Annotated in this window: 15 protein-coding genes; 3 read left to right on the top strand and 12 right to left on the bottom strand. The window is 36.0% G+C overall.

The window, feature by feature from the left end; all coding sequences use genetic code 11:
• Positions 1 to 5: 5 nt before the first annotated feature.
• Positions 6 to 308 (top strand): YtpI family protein, encoded by a 303-nt coding sequence (locus tag CD003_RS18375; protein WP_096202697.1) that lies wholly within the window; start codon positions 6 to 8, stop codon positions 306 to 308.
• Positions 309 to 376: 68 nt separating this feature from the next.
• On the opposite strand, the gene CD003_RS18370 is transcribed toward CD003_RS18375, so the two are convergent.
• The 9 genes from CD003_RS18370 to CD003_RS22020 form a co-directional block, all read right to left on the bottom strand.
• Positions 377 to 1684 (bottom strand): CBS domain-containing protein, encoded by a 1308-nt coding sequence (locus tag CD003_RS18370; protein WP_096202696.1) that lies wholly within the window; start codon positions 1682 to 1684, stop codon positions 377 to 379.
• A gap of 97 nt (positions 1685 to 1781) precedes the next feature.
• Positions 1782 to 2030, bottom strand: coding sequence for a hypothetical protein (locus CD003_RS18365; protein WP_096202695.1), 249 nt, complete (start codon positions 2028 to 2030; stop codon positions 1782 to 1784).
• 129 nt (positions 2031 to 2159) lie between these two features.
• Positions 2160 to 2843: a metal-dependent hydrolase gene (locus CD003_RS18360; RefSeq protein WP_096202694.1), complete on the bottom strand. Its 684-nt coding sequence runs from the start codon at positions 2841 to 2843 to the stop codon at positions 2160 to 2162.
• A gap of 50 nt (positions 2844 to 2893) precedes the next feature.
• Positions 2894 to 3754, bottom strand: coding sequence for a YitT family protein (locus CD003_RS18355; RefSeq protein WP_096202693.1), 861 nt, complete (start codon positions 3752 to 3754; stop codon positions 2894 to 2896).
• 220 nt (positions 3755 to 3974) lie between these two features.
• Positions 3975 to 4652, bottom strand: coding sequence for a PspA/IM30 family protein (locus CD003_RS18350; protein ID WP_096202692.1), 678 nt, complete (start codon positions 4650 to 4652; stop codon positions 3975 to 3977).
• Positions 4653 to 4868: 216 nt separating this feature from the next.
• Entirely contained in the window at positions 4869 to 5981 is a 1113-nt protein-coding gene (gene ald / locus CD003_RS18345) for an alanine dehydrogenase (protein WP_096202691.1), read from the bottom strand.
• 235 nt (positions 5982 to 6216) lie between these two features.
• A complete protein-coding gene (locus tag CD003_RS18340; protein WP_096202690.1) occupies positions 6217 to 6600 on the bottom strand; it encodes a hypothetical protein in 384 nt (127 codons plus the stop codon).
• Positions 6601 to 6650: 50 nt separating this feature from the next.
• A complete protein-coding gene (locus tag CD003_RS18335) occupies positions 6651 to 7409 on the bottom strand; it encodes an SDR family oxidoreductase (RefSeq protein ID WP_096202689.1) in 759 nt (252 codons plus the stop codon).
• 130 nt (positions 7410 to 7539) lie between these two features.
• A complete protein-coding gene (locus CD003_RS22020) occupies positions 7540 to 7680 on the bottom strand; it encodes a hypothetical protein (protein WP_179295616.1) in 141 nt (46 codons plus the stop codon).
• 148 nt (positions 7681 to 7828) lie between these two features.
• Between CD003_RS22020 and CD003_RS18330 the strand changes: the two genes are divergently transcribed.
• Entirely contained in the window at positions 7829 to 8266 is a 438-nt protein-coding gene (locus CD003_RS18330) for a universal stress protein (RefSeq protein WP_096202688.1), read from the top strand.
• A 121-nt stretch (positions 8267 to 8387) separates the two neighbouring features.
• Here CD003_RS18330 and argH read toward each other — a convergent pair whose 3' ends face one another.
• Complete coding sequence (gene argH / locus CD003_RS18325; protein WP_096202687.1) at positions 8388 to 9773, bottom strand: argininosuccinate lyase; 1386 nt, start codon at positions 9771 to 9773, stop codon at positions 8388 to 8390.
• The gene (locus CD003_RS18320) at positions 9770 to 10975 is read right to left on the bottom strand and encodes an argininosuccinate synthase (RefSeq protein WP_096202686.1); all 1206 of its coding nucleotides are present in this window, start codon (positions 10973 to 10975) and stop codon (positions 9770 to 9772) included. Before CD003_RS18320 ends, argH begins: the two co-directional genes overlap by 4 nt.
• Before the next feature lie 478 nt (positions 10976 to 11453).
• Here CD003_RS18320 and CD003_RS18315 point away from each other — a divergent pair, with 478 nt between their 5' ends.
• Entirely contained in the window at positions 11454 to 11768 is a 315-nt protein-coding gene (locus CD003_RS18315) for a hypothetical protein (protein ID WP_096202685.1), read from the top strand.
• 92 nt (positions 11769 to 11860) lie between these two features.
• Here the strand turns inward: CD003_RS18315 and CD003_RS18310 are convergent, their stop codons facing one another.
• Entirely contained in the window at positions 11861 to 12715 is an 855-nt protein-coding gene (locus CD003_RS18310; protein WP_096202684.1) for an EcsC family protein, read from the bottom strand.

Genomic DNA, 12715 nt, shown 5'->3' with positions numbered 1-12715 from the left:
TTTCATTGGCACAATCATTTGTTATTCTAATTGTTATAGCTCTTGCTTTCTTTATTTATTTTAAAGTGAAGTTTTGGCGTACAAAGTCACCAGTAGAAAAGAATTGGATCCAATCAAAAGCAAACATGTCTTTAGGTGCTTTCTTAGCTTTCTTTGGTCTAAATCTATTACTCTTTCCTCGCAGTAATATTGATATTACAATCGGGATTATATTCACATTACTTGGTGCAACTAATACATTCTTAGGATATAGAAATTATAAACACTTCCTACCTCAAGTACTAGATGAAGCAAGTCAAAATCGTTAATATGTAATAGTAAGGAGATGTCCCAAAAGGGTATAAAATACCCTTTTGGGACATCTCTTTTTGTATAACTATCTATCAAGCAATTGTGCCATCATTAATGCTTTCCCTACTATCTCACCATCATGGTAGATTTCTACATCAATCTTTCCATGCTTTCGTCCTATTTCTAGAACTTTTGGATAAATATCAATCATACTTTCAATTTGAACAGGCTTTATAAAATATACTGTTATATTCTCTACCACTAAGTCACCCTTTTTATACTTACGAAGAACTCTACTTCCCGCCTCAGTCACTATCGTTGTAATTACACCATATGAGATTGTCCCTAAATGATTTGTCATTTGTGGTGTTACCTCACATTGATAGATTGGATCGGTAGTAGACTTGTCCACAAAACGACTTGTTACAATATCATCTATCGTCTCCCCTACATGCGGCTGACGTTGAATCATTTGTAATGCTTTCAATACGTCCTGACGACTGATTACACCTAGGAGCTTTCTATTATTATCAATTACAGGCGTAAGCTCGATACCTTCCCACACCATAACATGAGCTACAGAAGCAACTGATGTCCGCTCATTAACGGTAATTGGATTTTTCGTCATTACTTTTTCGATTGGAGTTTGGGGATTGACTCCCATAACATCTTTCGCTGCAACCATCCCTTGAATTCGTAAGCTATCATCGATAACCGGATAACGACTGTGCCCTGTTCTTGCATTAAGCTCATGCCATTTTTCTATTAGGTTTGATGTTGTTAAATAATACGTATCCTGTAATGGGATAAGCACATCATCGACTAACACTATTTCTTTTTTGATCAACTGGTCATAAATTGCCCGATTAATCATTGTTGCTACTGTAAACGTATCATAACTAGTTGAGATAATCGGTAATTCTAACTCATCAGCGAGCTTGATTACTTCATCACTTGTATCAAATCCACCTGTAATTAATACCGCGGCTCCTGCTTCAAGAGCTAGCTTATGTACTTGATAACGGTTTCCAACAATTAAAAGGTTCCCAGCTTCTACATAACGCATCATTGCATCTAACTTCATTGCACCGATAACAAACCTGTTTAGCGTCTTATATAATCCTTGTCTTCCACCTAGAACCGTTCCATCTATTATATTGATAACTTCAGCAAATGTTAGCTTCTCTATATTATCCTTTTGCTTCTTTTCAATCCGTATTGTTCCGACTCTTTCAATTGTACTAACAAAGCCTTGGTTTTCCGCTTCCTTTATTGCACGATACGCTGTTCCTTCACTTACATTTAAGGCCTTTGCGATTTGACGAACAGAGATTTTTTCGCCAATTTCTAAATTATTAATGTATTGAAGAATTTGCTCGTGTTTCGTTGCCATGATATCCACCACACTTTCGTTCTTTCAACTGTATTTATCAGGATTGAAAGCTCTGTATTATAATATATTATACAGTTGAAAGAACAGTACATCAAGGCTACCTACTATATCTCTTGATTTTACGAGGGTTTAACTCTTTTCTATCCTTCTCAGCACTTTCCCCTTGGACTAATTTCTTTGAGTATAACAGCCCTGATAAATTCCCACCTAACACAATAAGTGCAAATACCGCCCAAGAAATTGCAAAAATCCCTGCAAGTCCATCTGCTCCAAACGGTAAATGAGGAATAGCAAGATACAACATTGCTAACGTAAACAATAGACAGAGTACTAATCGTTGCTTCATCTTGTTTCTCCTTTCTGACCATCGTATATTTCTAAAGTAATAAAGTTGTCCTACCATATCTTATGCCTTGTACATAAAAAAAGAAGTAAGATTTGTCAGCAAACAAATCTCACTTCTTTTTTAGAACATTTATAGCTCAATCGATTGCCCTACAGCAATAACTTTACCTTGACCTTCTGCTAGTAACTTAACGAAAGACTCTGGATCCTGTTCAATTACAGGAAAAGTATTATAGTGGATTGGTACAACAGTTTTCGCTTGAAGCCAATTTGCTGCTAGACTTGCATCTTCTGGCCCCATTGTAAAGTTGTCACCAATCGGAAGAAACGCTATGTCGATTTCATTTCTCTCACCAATTAATTTCATATCAGAGAAAAGCGCCGTGTCTCCCGCATGAAAAATCGTCTTTCCTTCTGCACTAAATAAAATCCCACTTGGCATTCCCGTATAGATAATTTGTTTTTCTTCCTCAACCACATAAGCTGATCCATGAAAGGCTTGTGTCAGTTTGACCTTTCCGAAATCAAACTCATGCGCTCCACCAATATGCATTGGATGGGCAGTAACACCTTGCCAACCTAGGTAGGTAGCTAGTTCAAATGGTGCAACGACTAATGCATCATTACGTTTCGCTAAATCTACCGTATCCCCAACATGATCATTATGTCCATGAGTTAGTAAAATAACATCTACAGACAGGTCATCAGCCTTTAAATCTGTTTCTCCATTACCTGTAATAAAAGGGTCAATTATAATTTTTTTGTCATTCACTTCAATCAAAACAACTGAATGTCCATGATATGATACTTTCATAAATCTCCACTCCTTTATCAGATTCTATTAGTTCAATACTAGATTACTAACTACTTTTCCTTCTTTTGTTGTCTCCCTGATGAAAAAATATGATTCTTTTTTATTCCTGCCGTTTCTGTTACGTACGATGCTTCTAATACTGCTCCAGGGTCAATCGTGAGAACTACTTCTTTTAATTTAGGATACATAAAGCGATTTGTAATACAGTAGATAATTAACCTCTCATCACCTGTATACCCACCTTGACCATATAAATACGTAATTTGTACATCTAATTCTTTAAGTAAATTTTCTCCAACCTGATGGGGACTATCAGAAATAATCATTACCGATTTTCCTTGATTCAAACCATCTAGTACAAAGTCAATCATTTTTGATACGATATAAAAGACTGCGATTGAAAACATCGCCTGTTCTAATGTAAATACAAATGCTGCTCCGAGAAGAATTATTGCATTAATTGAAAGTAAAAATGTACTTATTGAAATATGGAATCTTTTTTGTGCCCATATTGCAATCATTTCTGTACCATCAACCGCTCCACCCGCTTTCACTACTAAACCTATACCTGCACCAAGTAACAATCCACCGTATAACACAATTAAGACTTCAGAGGAGGTGATTGCTGACATCGGTGCCAACCAAATAAGGGCAAATGTTGTCACAATATTCGCATATATCGTTCGAATGACAAAGCGCCTTCCCATTAATTTTGCAGAAAACAAAAGAGTAGGTAAGTTGAGACATATGTAAACAACCCAGATCGGAAACCCTCCAACAGCGTTAGCCATAATAGCAATAGCTGTAACGCCCCCATCAACTAGGCCATTAGGAGCCAGAATTAATTCCAATCCGGCAGCAACAATAATGGAACCAATTGTTAAGGTAATATATTCAAGTAATCTCTTCATTCTTTCCTCCTCTACCTCCTATTATCTTTCTAACATACCATCTCACTCTTTATTATATAAGAAAAAGGGCTTATCAGTACGAGAACTCTGGAAGAGTATTCACTTTTTTTGTGCTTATTGAGTCGTCTATTTTAGATTTTGCAGCGCCGTTTAATGCTTTTATAATAACCATAACAAAAAAGCCACCCTGAATTTATACAATTCAGAGCGGCTGCCACCATTATTCTTTTCCAACCTTTTTCTTTAGAGCCATTAGCTCAGATTCTAGTTCATTGTTTCCTTTTAACGCTGCAACTTCATCATCTAATGAGGTAGTAGATACCCTGTCAAAATCTCCACTTGTTGTTTCGGCTTCTGCTTCATACTGCAGCACTTTTTCTTCAATACGTTCGAAGCTCTGCTTTGCTTCATCGCTTCCAATTGAAGAGATTGAACGATTTAACTTAGATTTCATTTTTGCAGATTCTGCACGGACTTTTAGTGAATCCTTCTTTAGCTTCATGGAATGATATTCTTCTTTCATTTCCTTAAGCTTTTCCTTTAGACTATCTACATCTGCTTTTGCTATCTCATAAGAATCCTTTAACTCATAATAATTTTTTTGTTGCTTTTGTTTATCTTCTAATAACCGACGAGCAAGATCCTCATTATCTACTTCAATAGCTTCTAACGCTTGTTTTTCTCGTTTTTCTACTAATCGAAGAGCATCATCCACTTTTTTCTCAAACATTTTACATGTAGCCATTTGTCTTGAAACCGTTGTTTCTGCCTCCTGTAAGTCTTTTTCCATATCTCGTAGCAATTGGTCTAGCATCTTCACTGGGTCCTCTGCTTTATTAAGTAATGCATTTAACTCTGAGCTCATAACAGTACTTACTCGTTTAAAAAAAGCAAACATATCAATCGCCTCCATTAGTCATTCTACTACTTATGTACGAATGACATTCATTTAGGTTTCACCTTTATGAAAATTTTATAAGAGGTTGTTCAAAAAGGTCAGTTTTACCTTTTTGAACAACTTCTATAAACGAATTTACTAAAGAAAAAGACACAAAGGGCATTGCTTCAACTACTATATACAGCAGTTGAATAGCCACCTTTGTGTCGCTTTGAATTAGAGTACTGATTCTACACTTTCATATGGAAGTCCTTGTGCCTCAGCAACCGCTTGATAAACTAACTTTCCTTTTAACGTATTAAGACCCATTAGTAATGCGTGATTTTCCTGACATGCACGGATGTAACCTTTATCTGCAATTTGCAATGCATATGGAATTGTTACATTTGTAAGAGCAATTGTAGACGTCCTCGGTACAGCTCCAGGCATATTGGCCACAGCATAATGAAGGACTCCGTGCTTCTCATACGTTGGGTTATCATGAGTTGTAATTCTATCCGTTGTTTCAAATATACCGCCTTGGTCTATCGCAACATCGACAAGTACTGAACCAGGCTGCATATTCTTAATCATCTCTTCTGTTACTAATCGTGGTGCCTTTGCCCCTGGAATAAGAACGGCGCCTATGACTAAATCTGATTCTTTCACTGCTTCTGCTATCGTTAACGGATTGGAAACAAGAGTGTTAATGTCCGTTCCAAAAATATCATCTAGCTGTCTTAACCTTTCTGGGCTTAAATCTAAAATTGTCACATCTGCACCTAACCCTACGGCAATCTTAGCTGCATTAGTACCAACAACTCCACCACCGATAATAGATACTTTCCCTCTTTTCACACCAGGTACACCTGATAAAAGAATTCCTTTACCCCCACGAGTCTTCTCTAAAAATTGAGCACCAATTTGAGAAGACATTCTTCCAGCTACTTCACTCATAGGAGTTAATAACGGTAGTGAACGATTTGGCAACTGAACCGTTTCATAAGCAATACCTACCACTTTTTTTTCTAATAACGCTTTCGTTAAAGCAGGCTCTGGAGCTAAATGTAAATAAGTAAATAAGATTAGCCCTTCATGAAAGTAATCATATTCTTCTGGTAATGGCTCTTTAACCTTCATGACCATTTCCATTGACCAAGCTTCAGCTGCAGAATCGACAATCTTAGCACCAGCAACTACATATTGTTCATCTGTAAACCCCGACCCTAATCCAGCGCCTTTCTCTATAAAAACCTCATGACCATGCTTCACCAACGATAACACCCCAGCAGGAGTCATCGCAATTCGGTTTTCATTATTCTTTATCTCCATTGGTACACCAATACGCACAAAGCTACCCCCTTGCTAATTGCTAATTGCTAATTGCTAATTGCTAATTGCTAATTGCTAATTGCGCGGCTGATAAATCAGCCGCGACAATTAGCAAAAGTTCGTTCTAGCCTTGCTAGAACATCAAAGCCTTCAATTCGCCATTTGCAATTCGCAATTCTAAATTAATCATTACCCATTAACCATTAATCACTATATTCCTTCCCTATTCACAATGATATCAATCATTAGAGCATTAATCCGTTTTTTCTTCTTTTTCCCAAATCCATGTAAAGAGCTTACCTTCCCCATTCATGAGTCTGGCATCAAAGCGTTCTAGCTGGGGGTACTTGACCAGTAGCTTTTCAACCATATCTTCAACATTTGCATCTTCTTTAAGCTTAATCAAAGCGATGATTTCATCTACTTTTTCTTTTGCTTCATTGCCTCTTACAATTGTATTCCCTTTTTCAAATTCATATTTATCAGGATTATCGAATTCCCATTCGTATATCGTTCCATTCTCAACGATATGAATTCTAACAGCAAATTTATTCATTAATTCAGTTGCATAAACAAATGTACCCGCTACTTGTGCTAACAAAAATACTAGTAATAATCCAGTCACTTTTTTATTCATAGTATCACCTCATATTCATAAGGTGCACATAAATTGGTAATATATACATTTTATCTATAACGGTGGATAACATTTACTCCACCTGTGACATCAATGACTGTACCTGTTATCATATCAGCGTTATCCTCACATAAGAAGGCAACGGTTCTTGCGATATCCTCACCTGTACCTGAGCGACCTACAGGGGTATTCTCATCTTTTATCAATCTAGACTTTTCAATTGTTGTTTCCTTCATGTCACCCATAATGTGACCAGGAGAAACCATATTAATTGTTATTCCATTTTCAGCTTCTTCAAGTGAAACTGTTTTCATTAGTGATACTAATCCAACCTTTGCTGCTGCATAGGCAGAACGATAAATCCAACCTGGAGCATCATTCACACTTTGAAAGCCGTACGTAACAATTCTTCCAAAGCGTTGTTTCCGCATAATCGGAATTACCTCCTTGAACATATGAAAACAGGCACTTAAATTTCCTTCAATCATTTCGTACCACTCATCCTCGGTATAATCCATTAATTTTTTTCGTTCAAAAATATATGGACCTGCATTATTTACAAGGATATCTATTCTTCCAAAGCGTTCATAAGCTTCTTGCACCATTCTTACAATATCTTGTTTCTTCGTAATATCTCCTTGAACAATGTGAATTCTATCCACTTTGTTACTCCAGCGTTCCTTTAATCTCTCAACAGCATTTTTGTCGCTACGAAAATTAACTGTCACAGTATAATCATTTTCTAAAAAGTAATCAGTAACCTTAAGACCCAACCCTTTAGCTCCAGATGTTATAAAGGCATGACGCATAGCGATTCTCCTATCTATAGCGAAATAATTTATGTATTCATTCATTTCTTTCTTGTTTATGATCTTACTATTATTCACTATGATAGTAAAAAAATAAGCACACAAGTTTTTGTGTGCCCGTTATCCTTGCTTAATTCTCTTCTACTTCGTTTGATTCATTATTTCTATTATCACTAATGACTCCAACCCGATAAGAATCCATCAATTGTTCATGGACCATCATTTCTCCCTCAACATCATAAATCGTCCCGTGAAGTTTATGCTCTTTCACCATAAGTCCCCCTAATATATTTTGTAAGTCCAGCTTATTATTAACAATTTATGAAATTGTATGACAAGTACTTATTTTTGTCATAATATTCATGCTATAATAGCGTTATAGACATACAAACATATTACCTTAGGGGGAGTGAAACACAATGGAAAAAAACTACAAAAATATTCTAGTTGCTGTTGATGGTTCTGACGAAGCGAAAGTAGCGTTAAAAAAAGCATTTAATGTAGCAAAGAAAGAAGATGCAACACTTGTCATTGCGCATATTTTAGATACAAGAGCATTTGCTACTGTAGAACAATATGACCGTACAGTTGCAACTCGCGCTGAAGAATATGGTAAAGAACTTCTTGAGCAATACAAAACAGATGCAGAAGAAGCAGGTGTTTCAAATATCACAACAGTACTTGATTACGGCTCTCCAAAGGTGAAAATTCCTAGAGAATTAGCAGACAAACACGAAATCGATTTAATCATTACTGGAGCTACTGGTTTAAATGCTGTAGAACGTATTTTAATCGGAAGTGTATCTGAGTCTATCGTACGTAACTCTAAATGTGACGTATTAATTGTACGTCAATAATTAAATTTATATAAACAAGCTCTAGCTCAAGAAATCAGCAGTGTTGATTTCTTGAGCTTTTTATTTTATTACAAAAAACACTGAAAAAAGTTCAGTTTTCCCTTTTTTCAGTGTTTTACTTTTATGCCAATGTCTTTTCAATCTTTTCTTCTGCTAAAACTAATGCTTTCTTTACCTGTTCAAACCCTGTTCCACCAGCGCTATTTCTTCTAGCTACAACTGTTTTTGGTTGAAGAACTTCGAAAATATCCTCTTCAAATAGTTCGCTCGCTACTTTATAATCAGCAAACGGTAAATCTAATAAGAAGATACCTTTCTGGATGCATTGAAGAACTAATTTTCCTACTACTTCATGAGCATCTCTAAATGGCATTCCCTTGCTAGCTAAGTAATCAGCTAGTTCAGTTGCATTTGAAAAATCAGAGTGTGTCGCTTTCTCCATCACGTCTGTATTTACAGTCATCGATTCAATCATACCTGTAAAGATTTTTAGAGATCCTTTAATCGTCGTTACTGTATCAAACATACCTTCCTTGTCTTCTTGCATATCCTTGTTATACGCTAGAGGAAGACCTTTTAAAGTTGTTAATAACGAGAATAAATTTCCGTATACACGGCCTGTTTTTCCTCTGATTAACTCAGCCATATCAGGATTTTTCTTTTGAGGCATAATACTGCTTCCTGTAGCAAATGCGTCGTCTAATTCAATAAAACGGAACTCCTGTGATGACCAAAGAATGATTTCTTCACATAAACGAGATAAGTGCATCATCGCAATAGAAGAACTGCTTAAAAATTCAAGAATAAAATCACGGTCGCTTACAGCATCTAAGCTATTTTCATAAATTCCATCAAATCCTAATAGTTCCGCACTATAATGACGGTCAATTGGGAATGTTGTACCAGCTAGTGCACCTGCACCAAGTGGTGAAATATTCACACGCTTTAACCCGTCCTCTAATCGTTCATAATCACGCTCAAGCATCCAGAAATATGCTAATAAGTGATGAGCAAATGATACAGGCTGTGCACGTTGTAAATGCGTATATCCTGGAATTAATGTCTCAACATGTCCTTTCGCTTGCAATACCAATGCTCTTTGTAAGTTTTTAATCTCACTTAAGATTTCCTTCACTTGGTTGCGTAAGTAAAGGTGCATATCAGTTGCTACTTGGTCATTACGACTTCTTCCAGTATGTAGTTTCCCGCCAACAGGACCAACTTCATCAATAAGAAACTTTTCAACATTTAAATGAATATCCTCATTTTGAATGGAATATTCTAATTCACCTTTTTGGGCTTTCTCTAGGATTTTTTTTAACCCTTCAGTGATTTTGTTCACATCTTCGACAGGGAGAATTCCACACTTACCTAGCATTTTCACATGTGCCAAACTGCCCTCGATGTCTTCTTCAACTAGATTTTGGTCAAAGCCGATGGAGGCGCCGAATTCATCGACCCACTCCTCGGCTGTTTTTGTAAAACGACCTCCCCAAAGCTTTGTCACAGTTTTACCCCCTTCTTGTTAACTAAGCTGTGAACTTTTGTAGGTAATCCCCAAAGCTTAATAAAGCCAACAGCAGCAGCATGATCAAATTCATCTTCTGGTGTGTAAGTTGCTAGCTTTTCATCATATAAAGAAAACTCTGATTTACGTCCTTCTACAATAGCATGCCCTTTAAATAGTTTTACACGTACTTCACCTGTTACAGATTGTTGTGTTTCTTTTAGGAACGCTTGTAATGCTGGTTGTAATGGAGAGAACCATAATCCGTTATAGATAATTTCAGCTAACTTTTGACTTACTACTGGTTTAAAGTGAGCAACGTCTTTCGTTAACGTTAAATCTTCTAGCTCTTTATGTGCTTTAATTAATGTCATTGCACCAGGACACTCATATACTTCACGAGACTTGATTCCAACAAGACGGTTTTCTACATGATCAATACGTCCGATCCCGTGTTTACCTGCCATTTTATTCATTTCTAAGATTAGCTCATGTAACTCATATGCTTTACCATTTAATGTAACTGGAACACCTTTTTCAAAACCGATTTCCACATATTCAGCTTCATTTGGTGCATCCTCAAGTGCCACTGTCATTTCATATGCACCTTCTGGAGGAGTTGCCCAAGGATCTTCTAATACTCCACACTCATTTGCTCTTCCCCAAAGGTTAGCATCCACTGAATAAGGATTGTCTAAATCGATTGGAATTGGAATATTATTTTTCTTCGCGTACTCAATCTCCTCATCACGAGACCAGCCCCACTCACGAACAGGTGCTAATACTTCTAAATCAGGATTTAATGATTGAATAGCTACTTCAAAACGAACTTGGTCATTTCCTTTACCAGTACAACCATGTGCCACAGCATCTGCATTCGTTTCTTCAGCAATTTCTACTAACTTCTTTGAAATCAACGGACGAGATAAAGCAGATACTAGTGGATACTTTTGCTCATATAATGTATGTGCTTGTAATGCTGGTAAAACAAATTCTTCAGCAAATTCTTTCTTTGCATCAATTGTATAAGATTCAATCGCGCCAACATCTAATGCTTTTTGTTTAATAAAGTCTAAGTCCTTACCTTCTCCTACATCTAGACCAACAGCGATTACATCCCAACCTTGGTCCCCAAGCCATTTAATTGCTACTGATGTATCAAGTCCACCTGAATACGCTAACACTACTTTTTTCTTACTCATTTTAATAATTCCTCCTATAGGCTAGTGAATATAAATACTAGATTAATAATTTTTATACATTGCTATTAAATATAAAAGAGGTATAGCTCCTCTTTAGTTTGTGCATAAATTTAACTTTAAACTAATTAATATTCATACTTTATCAACTATCTGACTATTTGGCAATACCCTATTAAAAATTTTTTAAAAATACTTTCCAGTATGTTTAAAACAACTGCTCTATTCAAAGTTATAGCTTATTTGAATAGGAGGGTCTACTTGTAAAAAGTATACTTAAATTTCGTAATATTTGTGTGTTGCCTCTATACTTAATGAAATATTCATCCACATACTATGCAAAAAAGCTTAATAACTTTACAAAAAAAATAGCAACTCAAAAACTATTGAATCATGAAGCCATTTATTTTTGTTTCCAGTGTGCAAATCTGTTCAAATATTTGTCACTTTCATGTACAATAATAGAGTGGGGGTGTGAGAAGTGAATTTTGAATTTTTATATAACGACCGCCTAGGTATTAGTATTCCCGTTCTTCATAATGAATGGGACGACATAGAAACTGATACTCAAGCTAAGATTATTTTTCAATGGGAGCAAATTCGAGGTCAAATACCTGAAAGAATCTCCAATATAGAAACGATAATTAATAGAAAACAAGAACAACTATACAACGAAGATAACTTCCAACGCTCATGCGAATTAAATCGTGAAATAGCCGAGCATGCATCGATCATTAATGACCTATGGATTTGGTATCGCAAAAGTGAAGAAGTAACAGCTAAAGTACACCAATAAAAAAGATCCTATGATTTTATTTAAGAAATCATAGGACCTTTTTTTAATGCTGAATTATGGGTTATGAATGCTTAATTTCAATTCAAAACTCATCACTCATAATTTATAATTCCATTACTTGCTTTATCTAATAAAAATCTCTTCTGATAAAAATGATGTGCTACCTCAGTAACTTGTCTTGTAAATTGATAATTCATTGTTGCACCGAAAGCCATTCCAATTAGAGGTACTCCCTGTATAAGCTTCTTTCTTAGCATGACAATTCCAAGTGCTTTAAGCATTTGTCGAATCGGTTGTTGGAGCCATGATATATCTGTAACTTCCTCACTTCCACCATAGAACCACTCTTCTTGCTCTGTTGCCACATCATCAAATAATTGATTCCAAGCTTGATGCTGTAAATCTTTAGGTAATGATGATGCATGAAATACTTTAAGTGCAATCATCATTTCAGAGGGGTGTTTTAAATCATATCCGTATGTCAGCGCAATTTGCTGTATCGCTCTCATATTTATTGCGAGCATTGCAGGAAGATCAATTCCGAGTAAAAGAACTCCTCCCATCCCAGATAAACCACCTTGTCCAAAAGAAAACAACCTCTGTTTTGCCATCTGTTGAGATGCAATATAGTTTAGTTGCTCTATTGAAAGTTTTTTCATATCCAGAATATCCGTTATTTCCCCATTGAATACTCTCGCTTGTGACAATAAACGGTTTCTAGAATCTTCATTAAAGCGAGAATTTTGGATCAATGCATGAAGGTGAAACAATACATTATCAACAAAATCTAGTAGCTTTTCTTGTTTCTTTTCTCCTAGCTGAAGTAAGCCTGTTTGAAGCCATTTTTGATACGTCATTTCAAAATCTGTTGGTTCATAGTTAAAAAACTGTTGCTCCCAACTTTCTATCTCAATCCATAGCTTTTCTTCTCTTTCAGTCAACGCCAC

Origin of the sequence: Bacillus sp. FJAT-45350 (genome assembly GCF_002335805.1) — a bacterium.
Taxonomy (GTDB): Bacteria; Bacillota; Bacilli; order Bacillales; family NISU01; genus FJAT-45350.
The sequence above is the reverse complement of the archived record's forward strand: the minus strand, read 5'-3'. Positions and strand labels throughout refer to the sequence as shown.

Coding starts and splice junctions, on each gene's coding strand:
- CD003_RS18370 (WP_096202696.1), bottom strand. CDS start 1,684: ATGGCAACGAAACACGAGCAAATTCTTCAATACATTAATAATTTAGAA.
- CD003_RS18365 (WP_096202695.1), bottom strand. CDS start 2,030: ATGAAGCAACGATTAGTACTCTGTCTATTGTTTACGTTAGCAATGTTG.
- CD003_RS18360 (WP_096202694.1), bottom strand. CDS start 2,843: ATGAAAGTATCATATCATGGACATTCAGTTGTTTTGATTGAAGTGAAT.
- CD003_RS18355 (WP_096202693.1), bottom strand. CDS start 3,754: ATGAAGAGATTACTTGAATATATTACCTTAACAATTGGTTCCATTATT.
- CD003_RS18350 (WP_096202692.1), bottom strand. CDS start 4,652: ATGTTTGCTTTTTTTAAACGAGTAAGTACTGTTATGAGCTCAGAGTTA.
- CD003_RS18340 (WP_096202690.1), bottom strand. CDS start 6,600: ATGAATAAAAAAGTGACTGGATTATTACTAGTATTTTTGTTAGCACAA.
- CD003_RS18335 (WP_096202689.1), bottom strand. CDS start 7,409: ATGCGTCATGCCTTTATAACATCTGGAGCTAAAGGGTTGGGTCTTAAG.
- CD003_RS18330 (WP_096202688.1), top strand. CDS start 7,829: ATGGAAAAAAACTACAAAAATATTCTAGTTGCTGTTGATGGTTCTGAC.
- CD003_RS18320 (WP_096202686.1), bottom strand. CDS start 10,975: ATGAGTAAGAAAAAAGTAGTGTTAGCGTATTCAGGTGGACTTGATACA.